Source organism: Pantoea sp. RSPAM1 (genome assembly GCF_038816185.1).
GTDB classification, from domain to species: domain Bacteria; phylum Pseudomonadota; class Gammaproteobacteria; order Enterobacterales; family Enterobacteriaceae; genus Pantoea; species Pantoea ananatis.
Window position 1 is genome coordinate 3,620,730 of record NZ_CP046137.1, and the last position, 19,971, is coordinate 3,640,700.

A 19,971-nucleotide genomic window follows, 5' to 3' on the forward strand; every position below is an offset into this window, starting at 1 on the left:
AGGCCGGGGATTGTTCAGGCTGTTACTGCAGATCGAAACGGTCGAGGTTCATCACTTTTGTCCAGGCCGCGACGAAGTCAGACACAAACTTCTGTTTCGCATCGCTGCTGGCATAGACTTCTGCCAGGGCGCGCAGGATGGCGTTGGAACCGAACACCAGATCGGCACGTGTCGCGCTGTACTTCACTTCACCACTCTGACGATCGCGGCCTTCAAAGATCTCTTCACTGCTGTCAGTTGCACGCCAGGCGGTGCGCATATCCAGTAAATTTACGAAGAAATCATTACTCAGGACGCCGACGCGGTCAGTGAAGACGCCGTGATGGCTGCCGTCAAAGTTGGTGCCCAGCACGCGCAGGCCACCGAGCAACACGGTCAGTTCTGGCGCGCTCAACGTCAGCTGCTGCGCTTTATCCAGCAGCAGAGTTTCGGTCGAGGAGCCGCCTTTCACACGACGGTAGTTACGGAACCCGTCTGCCAGCGGCTGAAGCACATTAAAGGATTCCACGTCGGTTTGATCCTGACGCGCATCCACGCGACCTGGCGTAAAGGGGACCTGTGCGGCCACACCCGCAGCAGCAGCGGCCATTTCGATGCCGACGCTGCCCGCCAGGACGATAACGTCAGCCAGCGAGGCCTTGCCGGATTCCTGCTGAATCTGCTGCAGTTTCGGTAACACGTCGTGAATTACGCTGGCATTCACTGCCCAGCTGTTCTGCGGTGCCAGCGCCAGGCGCGCCCCGTTTGCTCCGCCGCGTTTGTCGCCTCCCCGGAAAGTTGATGCCGATGCCCACGCCGCTGAAACCAGCTGGCTTACCGTCAGACCCGATGCCGCGATTTTCGCTTTCAGCTCACTGATATCGGCTGGCGTAGGCTGATGTGTCGGCTGCGGTAACGGATCCTGCCACAACAGGTCTTCTTTGGGTACTTCCGGACCGATGTAACGCGCTTTGGGCCCCATATCGCGGTGGGTCAGTTTAAACCAGGCACGGGCAAAGGCTTCGTTAAAGGACTGCGGATCGTTAAGGAAGCGGCGAGAAATTTTCTCGAACTCCGGGTCAAAACGCAGCGTCAGGTCCGTAACCAGCATGGTGGGTTTACGCTTTTTCTCAGGATCGAACGGATCCGGAATAATGGCTTCCGCGTTAACGGCTTCATACTGAATCGCTCCTGCCGGGCTGTGCGTTTTTACCCATTCATATTTGAACAGGTTCTCAAAGAAGTAGTTGCTCCACTGGGTTGGCGTCTGCGTCCAGACCACTTCCAGACCGGACGTAATGGCATCGGCACCCACACCGCTGCCGTGGCTGTTGTTCCAGCCGAAGCCCTGCGCTTCAATAGGTGACGCTTCCGGATCAACGCCAACATGACTGGCCGCCGCAGCACCGTGGGTTTTACCCAACGTATGTCCGCCGGCAATCAGCGCGACGATCTCTTCATCGTTCATGCCCATGTTGCCGAAGGTGGCGCGAATGGCTGGCGCGGCAGAAGCCGGATCGCCGCTGGCTTCTGGTCCCTCTGGGTTCACATAGATCAGCCCCATTTCGGTCGCACCCAGCGGAGCGTTAGCCAGGCTTTCCGGATGACGGTGGGCCAGCCACTCGGTTTCATTTCCCCAGTCTACGTCCATATCCGGTTCCCAGACGTCTTCACGACCGGCACCGAAACCAAAGGTACGGAAACCTGAGTTTTCCAGCGAAACGTTACCCGCGAGAATATAGAGGTCGGCCCAGGAAATTTTCTGGCCATATTTTTGCTTGACCGGCCACAGCAGGCGGCGGGCTTTGTCCAGACTGACGTTATCTGGCCAGGAGTTCAGCGGCGCGAAACGCTGTTGACCCCGGCCAGAGCCACCGCGCCCGTCGATGGTGCGGTAAGTACCGGCACTGTGCCAGGCCATGCGGATGAACAGGCCAATGTAGCTGCCCCAGTCGGCAGGCCACCAGGATTGGGAGTCGGTGAGCAACGCCCGGATATCGGCTTTCAGTGCGGAATAGTCCAGCTTGCTGAATTCTTCGCGGTAGTTGAAGTTTTCGCCGAGAGGATTAGAACGACTGGAGTGCTGGTTCAGCAGATCCACGCGTAACATGTTGGGCCACCAGTCGCGATTGCTGGTGCCACTGCCGGCTCCACGAGCCAGAACGCTTTCTTCTTCCGATTTACCGTGATGAAAGGGACATTTACCTGAAGCGGCTACATCATTATCTTTTGGCGTGCTCATTATCGGCTCCGTTGCCTTCACATTGTCATCGTTAAGATAACCCTGGCGTTAGCAGGAATATAGTCGGATGGGCCGAAGGTATTGATAGCCGTTAGCTCTCAAGCGCAGCGGAAAAACGCTGCGCCTGATGCACCTGTTAACTGCCGCGATAGGTAGACCAGCTCCAGGGCGAGATTAAAAATGGCAGATGGTAATGGCTGGCGCTTTCCGTCAGCACAAAATCAATTTGCGCGCTGACGTACAACGTTTCTCGTCCGCCTGCGCGGAAGTATTCGCCAATCGCGGCAGTCAGGCGGTACTGTCCCGGCGCAAGCGGCTCAGGTGTCAGATCCTTCAGGCGACCATCGCTATCCGTCACGCCCTGGGCACAGGTTACCCAGCCTTGTGCACTGTGCTGTTCCAGCAACATGGCTACGCCCGGCGCGGGTTTACCCAGCGCCGTATCCAGAATATGGGTGCTGATCGTGCTCATGAAAAACTCTCCTTCAGGCGCAGCAGGGTGATTTCGCGAAGTTGCGCCAGGGCTTCCTGGCGCTCGCTTTCCGGGCTGTTGTCCAGCCGCCGTGTAAGTTCATCAAGCAGATTCTGTGCGCTGCGCCCTTTCGCCCGGATCAAAAAGACACGGTTAAAGCGCGCCTCATAAGCCTGGTTGCCCTGCACCATCGCCTGCTGTAACGCATCCTCTGCCTGTTGCATCGCCGATTGCTCGCTACGCGACAACTGTTTTTCCTTCTCGTCGCCCTGTGCCTTTTCCCCGATGCGCGGATGTGCGGAGAGCGCCTGATTCAGATCGTCCTCCTGCCAGTCTTGTGTCAGTTGGTGAGCCTCTGTCAGCAGGGCATCCAGGCTGTGAAACGGGCGAGCCGCCACCAGCGCCTGCTGCCAGTGCGGCAGCGCGACGCAGTGCGACAGGGCAAGCTGGGCGGCGGCGTCAGGTAACTGGTTAAAGGTATCTAAATCCATTTTAATGCTGCTCCGCAAGGTGGCAAACGGCCTGCAAATAGGCCTGAACCGCTGGCGCGACGTCAGTTTCATTGATCGATTCGGCCGGATGGTGGCTGATGCCACGATGGTTACGCACAAACAACATGCCCACCGGCCAGCGTTCTGCGATTGCGATAGCATCATGGCCTGCGCCACTGGGCAGGGCCAGGCTGCGCCCCTGTACGGTTTCAACCGCGTGGCTCAGCGCCTCCTGCAATCCGGCATTGCAGGCCGTCGCCGCGATACGGTAATATTCCTGCGCGCTGAAGGCTAAACCGCGACGCAGGGCAATCGCTTCCGCCTGGGTCAGCAAGGTGGACAGCAGCGCTTCAAGCGGCGCGTCCTCAGGCCCGCGCACATCAAGCGACAGATTCACCTCGCCCGGAATGACGTTTACCGCGCCCGGAGCGCAGCTCAACGTACCTACCGTGGCGACCAGCGGCGATGTCTGCTCGCGCGTGGTGTGCTCAATGAACACCATCCACTCTGCGGCGGCAGCCAATGCATCTTTACGATGCGCCATGGGTACCGTACCGGCATGACCCGCCTCACCGGTGAAACAGCAATTGAGGCGACGGGCACCGTTGATCGCTGTGACCACCCCGAGCGCGAGATCTTCCTGCTCCAGGCAGGGGCCCTGCTCAATATGCAGTTCCAGATAGGCCACGATATCGCTGACGTTGCGCGCAGCGCGCGCGATTTGGCTGGCGTCCAGACCGACATCACTCATCGCCTGCGCCACCGTAATACCGTTACCATCAGGATGAGTTGGCCAGCTGTCAGGCCAGGTGCCGGTAATGCCGCGGCTGCCCAGTAAGGTAATGCCAAAACGGGTGCCCTCTTCATCCCCAAAGCCAATCACTTCAATGGCCAGAGGCAGGCGACGCTGGCGATCGTGCAGCCACTGGACGGTTTCAATCGCACTCAACACGCCCAGCATGCCGTCATAACGGCCCGCATTACGCACCGTGTCCAGATGCGAGCCCAGCAGCAGTGCCGGTGCACCGGGCTGGGCAGCTTCGTAGCGACCGCAGATGTTGCCGACTTCATCCTGCCAGACCGTCATACCGGCGGCCTGCATCCACTCACCGACGCGCGCATTGGCACGCAGGTGTTCCGGCGACAGATACACCCGTGTCAGCCCTTGTTCGCTTTCACTGATCTCAGCCAGCGCGTCACAGCGCGCCATCACGCGCCGGGCGGCAACCTGAGCCTCGCTGGCATTCATCATCATGCATGGCTCCCGTAATGGTTCCATGCTGCCTGCGAGCCCGCGCCCTGTGGTGTACGGTAGCCGACATGCGACAGCACCATTTCCAGTGCGGCCAGGGTTTGCATCACGCAGTCTTTACGCGCGTTGTACCCCATGGTGCCGATGCGCCAGACTTTGCCATGCAGTGGACCAAACGAGGTACCGATCTCAATGCCAAAATCCTCCAGCATCAGCTTACGCACTTCATCGCCATTGACGCCCTGAGGAATGACAACGCCCAGAACATTGCTCATTTTGTTGCTGAGATCGCCAAAGGTTTCCAACCCCATCCCCTGAATGCCTTTTAACATCGCCTCACCGTGCAACTTGTGGCGCGCAATGCCGTTATCCAGCCCTTCCTGCAGAATCAGGCGGGCGCATTCACGGGCGCCAAACAGGGCACTGGTGGCTTCCGTGTGGTGATTGAGGCGTTCCGGGCCCCAGTAATCCATGATCATGCCGAGATCGAAATAGTTGGAGTAGATCATCTCGTCGTCGCCGTCCTGATGCGCCTCGGTGCGGATCCCCTGCTCGACACATTTGCGCTTACGGATGATCGCCGCCATCTCGTCACTCAGCGTGATCGGCGAGGTTCCTGACGGGCCGCCCAGGCACTTCTGCATACCCGCCGATACCGCATCCAGTCCCCATGCGTCAGTCTCCAGCGCATTGCCCGCCAGCGACGCCGTGGCATCGGTGTAAAACAGCACGCCATATTTTTTGCAGATCGCCCCCAGCTCAGCCAGCGGTTGTAGCATGGTGGTTGAGGTATCGCCCTGCACGGTCAGCAACAGGCGCGGCTTCACTTTTTTGATCGCGTCTTCGATCTGATCGGGCGTAAAGACTTCCCCCCACGGCACCTCAATCGTGTGCACGTCGGCCCGGCAGCGGCGAGCAATTTCACACAGCAGATGACCAAAACGGCCATAGATTGGCACCAGCACTTTGTCGCCGGGGCGAATCGCCGACAGCAGAATTGCCTCAATACCGGCGCGTGAGGTGCCGTCGATCAGTAACGTCCAGCGGTTTTCGGTGCGAAACACGCCACGATACAACGCCATCACTTCGTTCATGTATTGCGTCATCGCCGGATCGTATTGCCCGAGCAGTGGGCTCGACATGGCGCGCAGCACGCGCGGATCGGCGTTGATTGGACCGGGCCCCATGAGCAGGCGCTGGGGTGGATTAATTTGCGGAAATTGAGAGATATCCATAGTGAATTCCTTGTTAAGCACTCACAGACGCACAGAGGAAATAAACTGCTTTAGCTCCGCCGTCTGCGGATGGGCGAACAGCGTTTTGCTGTCGCCCTGCTCCCAGACGCGCCCCTGATGCATAAAGACCACACGATCGCCCACGTCGCGGGCGAAGTTCATTTCATGGGTGACGAGAATCAACGTCATGCCTTCGGCGGCAAGCTGTTCCAGCACTTTTAGCACTTCACCAACCAGCTCCGGGTCCAGCGCTGAGGTGATCTCATCACACAGTAAGACGCGGGGCTCCATCGCCAGCGCGCGAGCAATGGCAACGCGCTGTTGCTGTCCGCCTGACAGGCTGGAGGGGTAATAATCCAGCCGCTCGCCCAGCCCCACTTTTTCCAGCATGCGGACCGCCAGTTCACGGCACTCAGCCTGACTCTTTTTCAGCACCCGACGCGGCGCCAGCATGACGTTTTCCAGCGCCGTCATGTGTGGGAACAGGTTGAAGTTCTGAAACACCATGCCCACGGAACGGCTGATTTCCCGCGCCTGAGAATCGCGGTCGGTGATGGTCATACCACCGAGTTTAATGCTGCCATCCTGATAGCCTTCCAGCCCGTTCATGCAGCGAAGCAGCGTACTTTTTCCTGAACCGCTGCGCCCGATAATGGAGATCACTTCTCCCATATCGATATCCAGATCCACGCCTTTGAGAACGTGGTTGGTGCCGTAATACTTCTGCACCTGATTAATGGTGATGAGCGGCATTAAATTTTTTCTCCAGATACTGGCTGTAACGCGACAGCGGATAACACAGCAGGAAGTAGCCCAGTGCCACCAGCCCAAAGACTTTAAACGGCTGATAGGTCACGTTATTCAGAATGGTGCCGGCCTTGGTCAGCTCGACGAACCCGATAATGGATGCCAGCGCCGTGCCTTTGATCACCTGCACCGCAAATCCCACCGTAGGAGCAATCGCAATGCGAATCGCCTGGGGTGCGATGACTCGCGTCAGCGTCTGACCAAAATCTAGCCCGAGGCAGCGTGATGCTTCCCACTGGCCCTTGGGCAGCGCCTGAATACTGCCGTGCCAGATATCCAGCAGAAACGCGCTGGTATAAAAAGTCAGCGCCAGCGAGGCGGCGGTCCAGGGCGCGACGTCGATACCGAACAGTCCGACGCCAAAGAAAGCCAGAAACAGCTGCATCAGCAGCGGCGTGCCCTGGAACAGTTCGGTATAGGCACGGATCACGCGCGTCAGCCATTTACGCTTTAACAGGCGTAAAAACAGCAGCGGCAGCGTGACCAGCGTGCCGCCTAAAAAGGCCACCAGCGACAGGGCGATGGTCCAGCGCGCCGCCAGCAGCAGATTGCGCAGGATGTCCCAGTCTGTAAAGGTTGTCATCATGCCTGCACCCCCAGCCATTTGCGGCCCACCGCCAGCAGCAGCTGACGCATCACAATCGACAACGCCAGGTAGATCAACGTGGTCACCGAGTAGACTTCGAAACTTAAAAAGGTGCGCGACTGAATCAGGTTGGCGGCAAAGGTCAGTTCCTCATAGGAGACCTGCGAGACCACCGACGACCCCAGCATCACGATGATGCACTGGCTCACCAGCGCCGGATAAATCCGCTGCAGCGACGGCGGCAACACCACGCGTAAAAAGGTCTGGCTGCGCGTCAACCCCAGAACCCGACCGGCTTCCCACTGCCCTTTTGGCGTGACCTGAATACCGGCACGGATAATTTCCGTACTGTAAGCCCCCAGGTTAACCAGCATGGCCAGCAGCGCGGCTTCACCCGCCGTGAGTTTCAGCCCCAGGTTCGGTAAGCCGAACACAATAAAGAACAGCTGCACCACAAACGGCGTGTTGCGTATCAGTTCAACGTAGAGGCCCCACAGGCGGCTTAACCAACTGGGTTTACCACTGCGCAGCGCCGCGCCGAGGATACCGATACTGACGCCCCCGACCGTTGCCAGCACGGTTAACTGGATCGTTACCCACAGGCCGGAGAGCAACTCCGGCCAGTACGGCCACAATGCAGGGAAATTAAGTTGCCCGGTCATTGCTCCGTCCTTATGCGCCCAGGTTGGCTGGCAGCGGCGCTTTCAGCCACTCTTCGGACATTTTATTCAGCGTGCCGTCTTTAATGCCCTGGTCGATCAGCGTATTCACTTTCTCTTTGAGCGCCGGCTCGTCTTTCTTCAATCCGATATAGCACGGCGAGTCTTTCAGCATAAATTGCGCGACAGGCGCTTTTGCCGGGTTCTGACGCGTAATGGCCGCGACCACCAGGTTACCCGTTGCCACGTACTGCACCTGGCCGGAGAGGTAAGCGGATAAGGTGGTGTTGTTATCTTCATAACGTTTCACCTGCGCATCCTTAGGGGCCACCTCACTCAATACCATATCTTCTACCGCGCCGCGGGTGACGCCGACAGATTTACCGCTCAGCGCGGCGGCATCTTTCAGATGATCGCCTTTAGGACCGAAAACGCCCAGAAAGAACGGCGCATAGGCCCGGCTAAAATCGATCACCTTTTCGCGTTCCGGGTTTTTCCCCATGCTGGAGATCACCAGGTCAACTTTGTCCGTTTGCAGGTAAGGTACGCGGTTCGCGCTGGTGACCGGCACCAGCTGCAACTTAAGTTTCATCTGCTTAGCCAGATACTTCGCCATGTCGATGTCATAGCCCTGGGGCTGCAGATCGGTCCCCACTGAGCCAAACGGCGGAAAATCCTGCGGTACCGCAACCCGCAGCACGCCGCGTTTCTGGATATCCTGCAGTTGGTCGGCCAACACGTTGCCCGCCTGCACCATCAGTACTGCCGCTGCTGCAACCGCCATCAGAACTTTTTTCATTATGCACCCCGGTGAGATTATGTGAAACAAAAGATTCTTATTGATGGCATTCTGCAACTAATGTGCCAACGCGGACGCACGCTGAAAAATGCGCCTCAATGGCTGACGAGGGGTATTTATTGCGGGAAAGAGGCAGCAGACGTTGCCCCGCAGGACGTTCCAAAACGGGGCAAAGCACCAAAACGGTGCCTGTTAACGGTGCTCCAGCTCGTCAAGCTGGTGATAGAGATCGGCAATATGATGAATGCGCTGGCGTCCGTCTGACAGCAGTTCATGCAACAAGGCATTGGCAAGCAGGTTGATGAGGCTCATGGCCGACGCGTAACTGTCAAACGCTGACACGCTGTCCAGCGGTGCGCAGATCTGCCAGCGCGCGAGCGAGATAACGCTCTGCGCCTGAGGCTCGCACAGCGCCAGCACGGGAATAGCAGCACTTTTCAACTGCTGCATCAGCGGCTGAATAATGCGGGTGCGCCGCCGGAAGGCAATAACCACGACCATATCCTCAGGCGTTATGTCCACCAGGTCCTCGGCCAGCGTCTGGCCCGGCTGAGGCAGAATATACACCTGCGAGCGTGTCTGTATCAGCTGTTGGCGCAGGTGCAGCGCCACCGGATAGGCATTGCGCATGCCGACAATGTAGATACGTTTCGCCTGCGCCAGTTGAGCGATCACCTCCGTAAACTGCCGGGCATCAATGCTGTTTACCCATTGTGTCAGGTTGGCCATCTCCTGCTTGTAGTGGCGCGACAGTAAGGTATTGCCCTGCACGGCATCGCGGTTATCCGTTAGCGGCATCCCGCTCTGGCGCAGGGTACGCAGCTCATCGCGCATATCTTTGTATTTGTCATAACCGAGCCGTTTAAACAGCCGGCTGACGGTCGCTTTTGACACGCCGCTCAGGCGCGCCAGCTCGGCGCTGTTATAGCTAATCAGATCGTCAAAGTGGTCAAAGATAAAGTCGGCAATGCGCTGCTCCTGCGGCGAAAGCTGGGGGTAATGGGTTTTGAGCCGTTCATCAAGCTGTTTCATTCAGGTCCTGTAACTTTTGTTTCAACCGCGGGGTTTAACAGAAGCTAGCATATTTTGGGCCAGATAAACCGGTTCCACTCCTTAGCGGCGATAAAAACTGGAACGGCTCTTGCTTGGTTATTGGTTCTGTACCCTGAATAACACATTGAGAAGAGCATGATTCAGAGCAATATGGCCCCGCTGGGCATGGCGGTAACGCCTCATCATCTGGCCAGCGAAAGTGCGCTGGCGGTGCTGCGTGAAGGTGGCAACGCGATTGAGGCCATGGTGGCCGCTGCTGCGACAATTGCCGTCGTCTATCCGCATATGAACGGCCTGGGCGGGGACGGTTTCTGGCTGATAATGCCGGGTAAGGGCGACCCCATTGCTATCGACGCCAGCGGCAGAGCGGGTTCTCTTGCAAATATCGACTTCTATCAGGGTGAAACGCACATTCCACATCGCGGGCCAAAAGCCGCATTAACGGTGGCGGGCACGGTAAGCGGATGGCATGAGGCATTGGCACTGTCAGCCGAGCTCGGCGGCACGCCCCTGCCCCTGGCACGATTACTGCGTGACGCGGTGCGTTACGCGGCAGACGGCATTCCGGTCACGGCCTCACAGGCCGCGGCCACCCGCAGCAAGCGCGAAGAGCTCCAGCATCAGCCCGGCTTTTCCGCCCTGTTTTTGCCGGACGGGGATGTTCCGGCGGAAGGCAGTCGTTTCACCCAACCCGATCTGGCGCGCACGCTCAGCCTGTTAAGTGAAGAAGGGCTGGAAAGCTTTTATCGCGGCACGCTGGCGCACCATCTGGCTGGCGAGATGGTCAACCTGGGCATTCCCGTTACCCTGGCCGATTTACAGCAGCAGCGGGCCAGTCGGGTCAAGCCGTTGCATGTCAGACATAGCGAAGGCGATATCTGGAATATCACACCACCGACGCAGGGGCTGGTTTCTCTGGCGATCCTGGGCATTACCGATCGTCTGGATATGGCGAATGCCGATGAAGCACAAACCATTCACCGCATCGTTGAGGCAACAAAAAAAGCGTTTGCTTTACGCGATCGGCACATCACCGATCCCCGTCATGTGGTGGACGATCTGCAGGCGCTGCTCGACAGCGATCTGCTCACAACGATCGCCAGCCAGATTGATGATAACCGCGCCGCGCCGTGGGGAACCGGACGAGGCCCCGGCGATACCGTCTGGATGGGCGTCATGGACAGCAGCGGCCTTTCCGTCTCTTTTATCCAGAGCATTTATCATGAATTTGGCAGTGGCGTGGTGATGCCCGGCACCGGGATCGTCTGGCAAAACCGCGGGGCGGCTTTCAGCCTCGATCCCGATCACCTGCTGGCACTCGCCCCGGGCAAACAACCTTTCCACACGCTGAACCCTGCCGCGGCACGCCTGAAAGACGGCCGGACGATGGTATATGGATCCATGGGCGGTGACGGACAGCCCCAGACCCAGGCTGCCATTTTTACCCGCCATGTGATTCAGCGCCTGCCGCTGCAACAGGCGGTCAGCGAACCCCGCTGGTTGTTGGGCCGAACATGGGGACAGACCTCGGATTCCCTCAAGCTGGAGAGTCGCTTCGCGCCAGAAACGCTGGAGCGGTTACGTCAGTTAGGCCATGAGGTGGAGTCACTTCCGCCATTCAGTGAAGTCGTCGGCCATGCAGGTGCGATTGTTCGTCACAACAACGGTATGTTCGAAGGCGCAAGCGATCCGCGTAGCAACGGCAGCGCCGCCGGTTTTTGACAGGAGTACGTTATGAATCACATTGAGTGGGCAACCTATATCGCCCAAATGGAACACATTCTTCATCTGGAGCTGGACGACGCACGCCGTGCAGCGCTGCTGGTCCAGATGACGCGCATTGCCGATATGGCGGCCCCGCTGATGGCTTATCCGCTGGACGATCGTCTTGAAGTTGCAGGAGTATATACCGCATGAGGCTGAGCGAGGTTTCCATTCAGGCACTTCAGCAGAAGATTCAGCAGGGAGCGATCAGTGCGCGTGAAGTGGCGGAGCAGACGCTGGCCGCGATTGAGAAACAGAATCCGCAGCTTAATGCCTGGACGGATATTACTTCAACGCGAATGTTGCAGGAAGCGGATGCGATTGATAAACAACGCCTGCGCGGCGAGATGTTACCACCGCTGGCGGGCATTCCCTATGCGGTAAAAAACCTGTTTGATGTGCAGGATTACTCAACCCTGGCTGGGGCTGAATTATTTCGTCAGCGCCCGGCAGCCGACCGTGACGCCTTTGCCATCACCCAACTGCAACAGGCCGGCGCCCTGCTTTCTGGCATGGTGAATATGGATGCCTATGCCTACGGTTTTACCACTGAAAACAGCCACTATGGCGCCACGCGCAATCCGCATGATCTGGCGCGGATCGCCGGGGGATCCTCCGGCGGTTCAGCGGCAGCCGTGGCGGCCGGACTGGTGCCTTTCTCGCTGGGCACGGATACCAATGGATCGATACGCGTGCCGGCTTCCCTGTGCGGCATCTTTGGCCTGAAGCCAACCTTTGGTCGCCTGTCCCGCAGCGGTAGCCATCCGTTTGTCGCCAGTCTGGATCACATCGGTCCCTTTGCCCGCCGCGTTGACGATCTGGCGCAGGTTTACGATCTCCTGCAGGGTAAAGACAGCATGGATGCCTTTCAGGCCGATCGGCCTCAGGCACCCACGCGGCCTCAGTTGGAACGGGGGGCACAGGATTTGCGCTGTGCGGTTCTGGGCGGGTTCTTTTCGACGTGGTGCGATCATGATGCCCGTGCCGCGCAGATTCAAATCGCGACCGCGTTGCAGGCTAGTGAGGAAGTGATTATGGCGGAAGCCGAACTGGCCCGCTCAGCCGCCTTTATTATGACCGCATCAGAAGGCGGCAATCACTATCTGCCGGCGCTGCGTCAGCAACCTGAACGGTTCGAACCTCATTCCCGTGAGCGCCTGCTGGCGGGCGCGATGCTGCCGGGTGCGTGGTATGTGCAGGCGCAACGCTTCCGTCGTCATTTCCAACAGCAAACACTGCCGTTGTTTGAGCGGTTTGATGTCCTGATCGCCCCCGCCACCCCTTGCAGCGCGCCGCTGACAGGCCAGGAAACCATCGCCATCAACGGGCAGAACTTGCCGACCAAGGCCAGCATGGGCATGTTAACCCAACCGATCTCTTTTCTCGGCCTGCCCGTTTGTACTGTTCCGCTGGCCACGGCAAGCGGCTTGCCGATTGGCGTGCAGCTTATCGGTGCGCCGTTTAACGAACAGGCGGTATTACGAGCCGCCTTTGCCCTTGAACAACAAGGTCTGACATTTTCGCCTACCTGTATGGCTGGAGCCTGATGAATACTGAAGAGATTAACCGTCCCGACGTGCTGGATGCCGTCACCGCCGCCTTTTACCGTTACGAACAGGCGCTGACGGGCAACGATATTGCCGTGCTGGATGCGCTTTTCTGGCACGATGCCAGAACGGTGCGGCTGGGTGCCGGAGAGAACCTGTATGGCATTGATGAGATTCGCGCTTTCCGTGCTGCCCGTCCTTCGGCGGGGCTGGATCGCACCTTACAGAACACGGTAATCACCACCTTTGGTGATGACTTCGCGGTATGCAGTACCGAATTTACCCGTGCGGGCACGGAGAAAATTGGCCGTCAGCAACAAACCTGGGTGAAATTCCCCTCAGGCTGGCGCATCGTCGCGGCCCAGGTCAGTCTGATGAGTTAAACCAATTCATTGCGCCAGAGGCAAGGATGCCTCACCTTCATGCGGGTCTACCATCGCCCCGTTGACCAGTGCAGGCCCTCAGGAAAGGGAGGCGGCATCCCCGGCTGGCTTTCCGGCAGGAACGCGCTCTGCCGCGCGTTCCTGCAGCCAGGCAATCATCTCCTCACTTCCCTGCTGGCTGGCTGTCCGCGCAGGCCAGGCAAGGTAATAGGGTTTACTGAGCGGCAGACATAAGGAATCGATCGCCACCAGCTCGCCCCGGGCCAGTTCCCCGGCAATCATGCGACGTTGCCCTAACAGCATCCCCGCGCCTGCCACCGCCGCATCAATCGCCAGTGAGGTCAGATTAAACGTCAGGCCGGGCTGCGCCACGGGCTCAGGGAGTCCTTTTGCCTCAAACCACGCAGGCCAGTCCGGCAGAAAACGTCCCTCTTTTCCCCAGTCGAGATGAATCAGCGGAGCCTGGCTTAATCTGTCTGCGGCAGCAAAGGTATTGATCAGCGCGGGGCTGGCGACCGGAAAAACCTCATCATGGAACAGATACTGTTTGTTCAGCCTGGGATAGGCCTCTTCCCCAAAGCAAATAACAAAATCAGCCGGGGTTTTACTGAAGTCTACGTCGGCGTGCGTGCCATGAAGAGCGAGGCCGACATGCGGGCAGCGCGCGCGCCAGTCAGACAAATGCGGCAGGACCCATTTTGATGCCAGTGCGGGAAGCGCATACAGCGTAAGCTGAGCGGCGGTATCTTTTCGCCCGAGATTCCGTTGGCCAAGCTGCAGTATATCGAAGGCTTCCGCCACGTAGCGGAGATACTGCCTGCCCATCTCAGTCAGCATGACACCCTGCTGGGTACGTAAAAACAGGGCGCAGCCAAGATGATCTTCCAGCTGACGAATCTGCTGGCTCACCGCGGCGGGCGTCAAGGCCAAATGCGCCGCCGCCTTGGTCAGGCTGCCGGTTTCCGCAGCCACTTTGAATGACTGAATCACGTTGATTTTAGGCAGGCGCAACGACGGCGTGGGCATTAAGGCTTCCTTATCAGGGTCTTAAATATTTATTGGTATCCAGTACAATCGGGCCTCGTTACAGTGATGACTAAATAATCACGCGTAGGAAATAAACGATGGCTGAATCTTTGGTACGCACTGACTTACATCCTCTGTCCAGTCACGCCTGGCGTCAACAGTGTCGGACGCAACTTCATCAGCAGGGCGCGCTGGTCTTGCGCAATTTTTTACAGCCCGCCGCCTTAACGGCCGTCGTCGCAGAAGGCGATGCGCAACGCCACCGTGCTTACCATACCCAAAGTAAGCATAACGTCTACCTGATGAAAACGGACCCTGCGTTTAGCGAGACGCACCCGAGAAACCGCGAAGTCAGTAGCACTAAGGGCTGTATTACTGATGACGTCATCGCGCCGGACTCTCCGCTGCGTCAGCTCTACGACGATGCCCTTTTTCAGTCTTTTTTGTGCGAGGTGCTTGATGAAGAGGCGTTGTATCCCTACGCCGATCCTTTATCGTCCATTAACCTTCACTATGCCTCGCACGGGAAAGAGCTGGGATGGCATTTCGATAACTCGTCGTTTGCCATCACGTTACTGGTGCAGAAACCAACCGGCGGCGGGCGGTTTCAGTATGTGAAAGATCTGCGGGATGCCGATGCGGGCGAGATGAATTATGCGGGCGTGGCAGCCGTGCTGGATGAACAGCAGCCGGTCGCTGAGCTGGCCATTGAAGCCGGAGACCTGGTACTGTTTCGCGGGCGAAATTCACTGCATCGCGTGACGCCCACGGAAGGTGACGTGACGCGCATGCTGGCGGTGCTGGCCTACAATACCGCGCCCGGCATCGCCTTGTCTGAGACGGCCCGAATGACATTTTACGGCCGGCTGTAACTTGCCTCGCAAAAGGGTTAGCCGATAATCTGACCGCGCGGTGCATCCGCACCGCGCGGCTTAACCCAGCGCGTTCCCGGCGGTTATCGCCATCCACTGACACAGATTTTTCAACATCGACATACAGCGTTCAAGCTGATCGACACTGACAAACTCATCCGCTTTGTGTCCCTGTTCCATACTTCCCGGCCCACAGACCAGGGTCGCTATGCCCATCTCGTTAAATAACCCGCCTTCGGTGCCAAAGGCCACCGTGGTGAAGTCGTCTTGCCCGCTCCACTGCGCCAGCCAGCGGGCAACGTCGGTCTGCGGATCCGTTAACAAGCCGGGATAGTCACTCAGCGAGTGAAAGACAATGTTGCATGACGGATCAATGCGCTGCATTTCAGGCATCAGCTCAGCTTCAGCGAAGTGGCGCACACTGTCATACAGGATCTGTGCATCCGTATCGGGCAGCGTTCGCCACTCCACATCAAACTGGCAGGTTTCAGGCACAATATTGAGTGCTGTTCCGCCCTGAATCGTGCCCACCTGCAGCGTGCTGTAGGGCGGTTCGAACCGTTCATCACGTTGCTTGAGCGCCGTTTCCTGATGCAAAAGATGTGCAATCAGCCGCCCGGCATAGTGAATCGCGTTGACGCCCTGGTGCGTATAGGCAGAATGGCAGGCAAGGCCCCGTACCCGGCAGCGCACCGCCCGCTTTCCCTTGTGTCCATAAACCGGCTGCATGCCGGTCGGCTCACCCACGATACACATCGCGGGCTTTGCCGCTGACGCGTTGAGCATCGCGATGAGCGAGCGCACGCCCAGGCAGCCGACCTCTTCGTCATAGGAAAAAGCAAGGTGTAAGGGCATGCGGAGAGGCTGTTGCAGAAAGTCATCCAGCGACGCCAGCACGCAGGCAATAAAGCCTTTCATGTCAGCGCTTCCCCGCCCGTAATATCGCCCGTCACGCTCCGTCAGGGCAAAAGGGGGGACGGACCAGTTTTGTCCCTCAACCGGCACCACGTCCGTGTGCCCTGCCAGCATGACCCCGCCCGCATCGTCCGGCCCCAGACGCGCATACAGATTGGCTTTTTTGCCGCTGTCGTCATGCAGCCACTGCGTCGTCACGCCTCTGTCAGTCAGGTAGTCGTCAATAAACTGAATCAGGGCCAGATTTGACGCCCGGCTGGTGGTGTCAAAGGCCAGCAGTGAGGCCAGAAGCGCCCGCAACCTGTCATTCATCGCCGGGCACGCCATAGGCGGGTGCCTCACGCGGATCCAGCGCGCGCGTGACATAGGCTTCCATCTGCGGTTCATAGGCAAGCCACAGTTGCGTCAGTTGTCCAACAGGATCGCCCTCTGTCAAGTCGATGCGCAGATCCACCAGCGGCCAGGTGTAGTCATCCACCAGTTTGAGCGCGGCAGAATGTAACGGCCCGGCTTCTCCGCCTGCCGCCACGCCGGCCTGAAGGGCCGCAAGCAGCCGGCAGGCCAGTTCCCCAGAGGCCGCGGCAAAAGCCGCACACATTGCTGTCGTCACCCCTTTGTCCGCCAGCATGTTGCCTGCGGCGATACAGTTTTTTCCTTCAGCCACGCTCCAGATCCCCAGGGTTTGGCTGCCACTGAAAAACGCCGTATTCCCCTGGATATCGATTGCGGCGACCTGACGGTAGTCACTGAATCTGTCTTCAGCCAGCGCCAGCTTGAGCGCCACGTCGAGCGGGCGGCCCTGATCCAGATACACCAGAATCTGCTGCCCCAAAGAAGGCAGCGTAATGTTCTGGCTGGATACGGCCCCCACGCCAGCCTGCAGCCAGGGGCAGCGCGCGCCCACGGCGATGCTGGATGAACTGATGGCGATGCCAAGTTGACCGGTTTCTTCACAACGTGCCGTTATCGATAAGGTCATTGGGTCGCTCCACCTTTCCAGTCATCCGGAATCACCGCAATGACATCTATTTCCATCAGCCACTGCGGCTGCGCCAGGGCTGAGATCACCAGACCTGTCGAGACGGGGAAAACACCTTTAAGCCATTTTCCCACTTCACGGTACACCGGCTCGCGATAGCGCGGATCGATAATATAGGTGGTGGTTTTGACGATATGCGACAAGTCGCTTCCTGCCTCTTCCAGCAGTTGCTTCACATTTTTCATCGCCTGCGCCGCCTGCGCCGCCGGATCGCCCAGGCCAATCAGATTGCCGTCGAAGTCAGTGCCGACCTGGCCCCGCAGGTACACCGTGTTACCTGCACGCACGGCCTGGCAGAGATCGTTGTCCAGCGTTTGATTGGGATAGGTTTCTTTGGTGTTAAACATCCGAATACGTGTATGGGTTGGCATAAAGACAGTCTCCTGGTTCAGTTTTCTGAAGCGGCACGGTAATCCTGATACTGGCGCTGGATAGCAATATGGTCGGCGACATATTTTGCGTCATGCCACACGCCCCAGATAAACGAGGAGCCCCGGCGCGACTGCCAGGGTAGCCCGAGAAAATAGAGCCCGGACTCGGTGGAAACGCCGCGTTGATGAACGGGTCTGCGCTTCTCGTCAAAGGCGTTAACCTTCAGCCAGCTGTAATCGGTGGCATAGCCCGTTGCCCAGATGAGGGTGGTGATCCCTGCGCGGACAAGATTGAGCGACTGCACAGGATGCGAGACGCTTTCCGGATCGGGCAGAAACGCGCGCGCGGCCGGATCCTCGGGCAAATCCAGGCCATGCCGTTTTACCCAGGCATCTGCCGCGTCAAGCAGGGATAAATAGTTTTCATCACCCGAGGCGATGTTTTGCGCCAGATCGGGCTTAAAGGTCACGACATCACCGGAAAAGCGTTCCGTTAACCCGACCAGGTTGATGCCCTGTTCCGCCAGCCTGCGAAAGTCAACGGTATGGCCGCCGCGCGCGCCGCTGACCGCAATGGTGACATGCTCTTTACCCGGTTGACTGGCAGCAGCATCCCACAGGCCGAGCACACCTAACCACCAGCAAAAATCCCGGTCACGGTAACGGCGAGGCGGCCGATCGTGCGGCCCAACAGAGAGCCAGACGTCTTTGCCTGCTCGCTGCAGCTCATCGGCAATCTGCACCCCCGACGAGCCCGCGCCAATCACCATCACGCCGCCTTCGGGCAATTGTTGCGGGTTACGATAGTCTGCTGAATGCAATTGAGTGAACCCCGCATCCGTAGGCGCAATCGCGGGGATAACAGGCTTCTGAAAGGGGCCTGTGGCAACGACCACGCGTTGAGCGACGAGCGGGCCTTCAGAGGTGAGGACATCGAATCCGCTGCGCCCGGCACGAGGGGCCACGCTGATGACCTCGACGCCCGTCTTGACGGGGGCTTTGATGTGTTGCGCATAGGCTTCAAAATAGTCCGCGACCTGTTCTTTAGGCACAAAGCTGTCGGGATCTTGCCCCGAAAACGTCATGCCGGGAAACCGGTCGTGCCAGGCCGGGCCGTTGGCGACCAGCGAATCCCAGCGGCGGGTCCGCCATGCCTCAGCAATACGATTTTTTTCCAGCACGCAATGCGGAATGCCAAGCCGCCCCAGATGCTCGCTCATGGCGATACCGGCCTGTCCTGCCCCAATCACCAGGGTGTCTGTTTCTTGCTCTGTTATTGTCATTCCACCATCCTCAAGCCCGCCGTTTCAATGACGTGTTCCTGACACGCGCTAGCGCCAAGACTATTTGAGGCAAGTGAATGGGTAAAATATTATAAAGCTAATATCTGAATAAGAAATTAATAAGCAGACGATACGAGCCGGGTTATTAAAGCCACTCGGCGAATAAAGCGCGAAATTCGCCGATGAGATTTATCGCAAAACATTTCTTTTTCTTACCAAATAGCATGATAATTGCGCGGCACTTTTATGCAATGGGCCCCAACGCACTATTCTGGCAATAGTCCATAAAAAGTTTTGTTGGGCGCGTCGGTTCATTATGACTTAACCAGGCCATGATTAACGTCGAGGCTTCCATCTCATCTTCAATATCAATCTGCGCAAGTTTTTCACCATCATAAGTCATATCTGTGTAAGGGCGGGTGACCAGCACGGAAAAGCCTAACCCCTGCCCCACCATGCACCGTACCATTTCGATGGAGGGCGAACTGTAGGCAACCTGCGGGTGATGACCTTTGCTTTTGAAAATATTGATGAAGTAATTCCTGCTGGGTACAGCATCCAGCAGAATCATGGGTTCCTGACTCAGCTCACGCAGCGTGACACGCGTTCTTTGGGCTAACGGATGGTTCACGGGTAAGAGCGCATAGGGTTTGTGCGGCGCGTTTAACGCCGTTTTTTGTATCGTATTATCCAGTTCAAGATCGTAAAGAAACGCCAGGTCGAAACGTCCGCGATGGAGTCCGTGCATCAGTTCATGCTGCTCGCCGTCGTAAAGTTCAATGGTGATGTCGGGATAACGCTTTTTAAAGCCCGCAATCAGTTTTGGCATGTATAGCGGTGCCGCAGATTCGAAGCAGCCTATTGCAATCGTCCCTGAAATCAGCGTGTTATCTGCACGTGAATTTTGCTCAAACTCATGTGTCAGACGTAACAACTCCTGGGCTTTTTCATAAAAACGGCGGCCACCAGGCGTCAGAGAAACCCCTTGAGCATGATGGCGGATCAACAGTTGCTGATCGAAGGCGTCTTCCAGATTTTTAATGGAGACAGAGATAGAGGGCTGTGCGATATGCAGCTGGCGCGAAGCTTCAGCAATACTTTCTGTTTCTACGACGGCGACAAAATACCTGAGCTGTTTAAGTGTAAAGCGACTCATAGCGTTACCTCTGTTTTTTATAGCGCCCCGGAAGCCTTGC

Annotated in this window: 21 protein-coding genes; 5 read left to right on the forward strand and 16 right to left on the reverse strand. The window is 57.8% G+C overall.

The window, feature by feature from the left end:
• Positions 1 to 22: 22 nt before the first annotated feature.
• The 10 genes from katG to hpxU form a co-directional block, all read right to left on the reverse strand.
• A complete protein-coding gene (katG, locus tag GKC68_RS17590) occupies positions 23 to 2,221 on the reverse strand; it encodes a catalase/peroxidase HPI (RefSeq protein ID WP_028724088.1) in 2,199 nt (732 codons plus the stop codon).
• Between the two features lie 136 nt (positions 2,222 to 2,357).
• On the reverse strand, positions 2,358 to 2,693 hold the full coding sequence (uraH, locus tag GKC68_RS17595) for a hydroxyisourate hydrolase (RefSeq protein ID WP_028724089.1): 336 nt from the start codon (positions 2,691 to 2,693) through the stop codon (positions 2,358 to 2,360).
• On the reverse strand, positions 2,690 to 3,184 hold the full coding sequence (gene uraD / locus GKC68_RS17600) for a 2-oxo-4-hydroxy-4-carboxy-5-ureidoimidazoline decarboxylase (RefSeq protein ID WP_342656372.1): 495 nt from the start codon (positions 3,182 to 3,184) through the stop codon (positions 2,690 to 2,692). The genes uraH and uraD overlap by 4 nt, the downstream gene beginning before the upstream one ends.
• 1 nt (position 3,185) lies before the next feature.
• Positions 3,186 to 4,439: an allantoate amidohydrolase gene (hpxK, locus tag GKC68_RS17605; protein ID WP_342656373.1), complete on the reverse strand. Its 1,254-nt coding sequence runs from the start codon at positions 4,437 to 4,439 to the stop codon at positions 3,186 to 3,188.
• Positions 4,436 to 5,671, reverse strand: a complete 1,236-nt coding sequence (locus GKC68_RS17610) for an alanine--glyoxylate aminotransferase family protein (protein WP_028724092.1) — start codon at positions 5,669 to 5,671, stop codon at positions 4,436 to 4,438. Before GKC68_RS17610 ends, hpxK begins: the two co-directional genes overlap by 4 nt.
• 21 nt (positions 5,672 to 5,692) lie before the next feature.
• A complete protein-coding gene (locus tag GKC68_RS17615; protein ID WP_028724093.1) occupies positions 5,693 to 6,424 on the reverse strand; it encodes an amino acid ABC transporter ATP-binding protein in 732 nt (243 codons plus the stop codon).
• The gene (locus GKC68_RS17620; protein ID WP_024471625.1) at positions 6,405 to 7,061 is read right to left on the reverse strand and encodes an amino acid ABC transporter permease; all 657 of its coding nucleotides are present in this window, start codon (positions 7,059 to 7,061) and stop codon (positions 6,405 to 6,407) included. The genes GKC68_RS17615 and GKC68_RS17620 overlap by 20 nt, the downstream gene beginning before the upstream one ends.
• A complete protein-coding gene (locus GKC68_RS17625) occupies positions 7,061 to 7,726 on the reverse strand; it encodes an amino acid ABC transporter permease (RefSeq protein WP_028724094.1) in 666 nt (221 codons plus the stop codon). The genes GKC68_RS17620 and GKC68_RS17625 overlap by 1 nt, the downstream gene beginning before the upstream one ends.
• 10 nt (positions 7,727 to 7,736) lie before the next feature.
• Positions 7,737 to 8,522, reverse strand: a complete 786-nt coding sequence (locus GKC68_RS17630; RefSeq protein ID WP_028724095.1) for a transporter substrate-binding domain-containing protein — start codon at positions 8,520 to 8,522, stop codon at positions 7,737 to 7,739.
• 192 nt (positions 8,523 to 8,714) lie between these two features.
• Complete coding sequence (hpxU, locus tag GKC68_RS17635) at positions 8,715 to 9,554, reverse strand: MurR/RpiR family transcriptional regulator HpxU (RefSeq protein WP_028724096.1); 840 nt, start codon at positions 9,552 to 9,554, stop codon at positions 8,715 to 8,717.
• Between the two features lie 156 nt (positions 9,555 to 9,710).
• Here hpxU and GKC68_RS17640 point away from each other — a divergent pair, with 156 nt between their 5' ends.
• Genes GKC68_RS17640 through hpxZ form a run of 4 tightly spaced genes read left to right on the forward strand, consistent with a single transcriptional unit; the run spans position 9,711 to position 13,269 of the window.
• Complete coding sequence (locus GKC68_RS17640; RefSeq protein ID WP_028724097.1) at positions 9,711 to 11,297, forward strand: gamma-glutamyltransferase; 1,587 nt, start codon at positions 9,711 to 9,713, stop codon at positions 11,295 to 11,297.
• 12 nt (positions 11,298 to 11,309) lie between these two features.
• Positions 11,310 to 11,492, forward strand: coding sequence for an oxalurate catabolism protein HpxX (gene hpxX / locus GKC68_RS17645; protein WP_028724098.1), 183 nt, complete (start codon positions 11,310 to 11,312; stop codon positions 11,490 to 11,492).
• Positions 11,489 to 12,886 (forward strand): AtzE family amidohydrolase, encoded by a 1,398-nt coding sequence (locus GKC68_RS17650; protein ID WP_089528581.1) that lies wholly within the window; start codon positions 11,489 to 11,491, stop codon positions 12,884 to 12,886. The genes hpxX and GKC68_RS17650 overlap by 4 nt, the downstream gene beginning before the upstream one ends.
• On the forward strand, positions 12,886 to 13,269 hold the full coding sequence (gene hpxZ / locus GKC68_RS17655) for an oxalurate catabolism protein HpxZ (RefSeq protein ID WP_028724100.1): 384 nt from the start codon (positions 12,886 to 12,888) through the stop codon (positions 13,267 to 13,269). Before GKC68_RS17650 ends, hpxZ begins: the two co-directional genes overlap by 1 nt.
• Before the next feature lie 78 nt (positions 13,270 to 13,347).
• Here the strand turns inward: hpxZ and GKC68_RS17660 are convergent, their stop codons facing one another.
• Positions 13,348 to 14,295, reverse strand: a complete 948-nt coding sequence (locus tag GKC68_RS17660; protein ID WP_264215396.1) for a LysR substrate-binding domain-containing protein — start codon at positions 14,293 to 14,295, stop codon at positions 13,348 to 13,350.
• A gap of 98 nt (positions 14,296 to 14,393) precedes the next feature.
• Here GKC68_RS17660 and GKC68_RS17665 point away from each other — a divergent pair, with 98 nt between their 5' ends.
• A complete protein-coding gene (locus GKC68_RS17665; protein ID WP_342656374.1) occupies positions 14,394 to 15,167 on the forward strand; it encodes a 2OG-Fe(II) oxygenase family protein in 774 nt (257 codons plus the stop codon).
• 60 nt (positions 15,168 to 15,227) lie between these two features.
• Here GKC68_RS17665 and argE read toward each other — a convergent pair whose 3' ends face one another.
• The 5 genes from argE to GKC68_RS17690 all read right to left on the reverse strand — a co-directional run bounded on the left by argE (position 15,228) and on the right by GKC68_RS17690 (position 19,931).
• Complete coding sequence (gene argE / locus GKC68_RS17670) at positions 15,228 to 16,409, reverse strand: acetylornithine deacetylase (protein WP_342656375.1); 1,182 nt, start codon at positions 16,407 to 16,409, stop codon at positions 15,228 to 15,230.
• A complete protein-coding gene (locus GKC68_RS17675) occupies positions 16,387 to 17,061 on the reverse strand; it encodes a DUF1028 domain-containing protein (protein ID WP_264228540.1) in 675 nt (224 codons plus the stop codon). Before GKC68_RS17675 ends, argE begins: the two co-directional genes overlap by 23 nt.
• Positions 17,058 to 17,492 carry a RidA family protein gene (locus GKC68_RS17680; protein WP_013024742.1) on the reverse strand — a complete coding sequence of 145 codons (435 nt, stop codon included), beginning with the start codon at positions 17,490 to 17,492 and terminating at the stop codon, positions 17,058 to 17,060. Before GKC68_RS17680 ends, GKC68_RS17675 begins: the two co-directional genes overlap by 4 nt.
• A gap of 17 nt (positions 17,493 to 17,509) precedes the next feature.
• Positions 17,510 to 18,775 carry an NAD(P)/FAD-dependent oxidoreductase gene (locus tag GKC68_RS17685; RefSeq protein ID WP_028724104.1) on the reverse strand — a complete coding sequence of 422 codons (1,266 nt, stop codon included), beginning with the start codon at positions 18,773 to 18,775 and terminating at the stop codon, positions 17,510 to 17,512.
• Positions 18,776 to 19,019: 244 nt separating this feature from the next.
• On the reverse strand, positions 19,020 to 19,931 hold the full coding sequence (locus GKC68_RS17690; RefSeq protein ID WP_110957284.1) for a LysR substrate-binding domain-containing protein: 912 nt from the start codon (positions 19,929 to 19,931) through the stop codon (positions 19,020 to 19,022).
• Between the last annotated feature and the right edge of the window lie 40 nt (positions 19,932 to 19,971).

Coding starts and splice junctions, on each gene's coding strand:
- katG (WP_028724088.1), bottom strand. CDS start 2,221: ATGAGCACGCCAAAAGATAATGATGTAGCCGCTTCAGGTAAATGTCCC.
- uraH (WP_028724089.1), bottom strand. CDS start 2,693: ATGAGCACGATCAGCACCCATATTCTGGATACGGCGCTGGGTAAACCC.
- uraD (WP_342656372.1), bottom strand. CDS start 3,184: ATGGATTTAGATACCTTTAACCAGTTACCTGACGCCGCCGCCCAGCTT.
- hpxK (WP_342656373.1), bottom strand. CDS start 4,439: ATGATGATGAATGCCAGCGAGGCTCAGGTTGCCGCCCGGCGCGTGATG.
- GKC68_RS17610 (WP_028724092.1), bottom strand. CDS start 5,671: ATGGATATCTCTCAATTTCCGCAAATTAATCCACCCCAGCGCCTGCTC.
- GKC68_RS17615 (WP_028724093.1), bottom strand. CDS start 6,424: ATGCCGCTCATCACCATTAATCAGGTGCAGAAGTATTACGGCACCAAC.
- GKC68_RS17620 (WP_024471625.1), bottom strand. CDS start 7,061: ATGACAACCTTTACAGACTGGGACATCCTGCGCAATCTGCTGCTGGCG.
- GKC68_RS17625 (WP_028724094.1), bottom strand. CDS start 7,726: ATGACCGGGCAACTTAATTTCCCTGCATTGTGGCCGTACTGGCCGGAG.
- GKC68_RS17630 (WP_028724095.1), bottom strand. CDS start 8,522: ATGAAAAAAGTTCTGATGGCGGTTGCAGCAGCGGCAGTACTGATGGTG.
- hpxU (WP_028724096.1), bottom strand. CDS start 9,554: ATGAAACAGCTTGATGAACGGCTCAAAACCCATTACCCCCAGCTTTCG.
- GKC68_RS17640 (WP_028724097.1), top strand. CDS start 9,711: ATGATTCAGAGCAATATGGCCCCGCTGGGCATGGCGGTAACGCCTCAT.
- hpxX (WP_028724098.1), top strand. CDS start 11,310: ATGAATCACATTGAGTGGGCAACCTATATCGCCCAAATGGAACACATT.
- GKC68_RS17650 (WP_089528581.1), top strand. CDS start 11,489: ATGAGGCTGAGCGAGGTTTCCATTCAGGCACTTCAGCAGAAGATTCAG.
- hpxZ (WP_028724100.1), top strand. CDS start 12,886: ATGAATACTGAAGAGATTAACCGTCCCGACGTGCTGGATGCCGTCACC.
- GKC68_RS17660 (WP_264215396.1), bottom strand. CDS start 14,295: ATGCCCACGCCGTCGTTGCGCCTGCCTAAAATCAACGTGATTCAGTCA.
- GKC68_RS17665 (WP_342656374.1), top strand. CDS start 14,394: ATGGCTGAATCTTTGGTACGCACTGACTTACATCCTCTGTCCAGTCAC.
- argE (WP_342656375.1), bottom strand. CDS start 16,409: ATGGCGTGCCCGGCGATGAATGACAGGTTGCGGGCGCTTCTGGCCTCA.
- GKC68_RS17675 (WP_264228540.1), bottom strand. CDS start 17,061: ATGACCTTATCGATAACGGCACGTTGTGAAGAAACCGGTCAACTTGGC.
- GKC68_RS17680 (WP_013024742.1), bottom strand. CDS start 17,492: ATGCCAACCCATACACGTATTCGGATGTTTAACACCAAAGAAACCTAT.
- GKC68_RS17685 (WP_028724104.1), bottom strand. CDS start 18,775: ATGACAATAACAGAGCAAGAAACAGACACCCTGGTGATTGGGGCAGGA.
- GKC68_RS17690 (WP_110957284.1), bottom strand. CDS start 19,931: ATGAGTCGCTTTACACTTAAACAGCTCAGGTATTTTGTCGCCGTCGTA.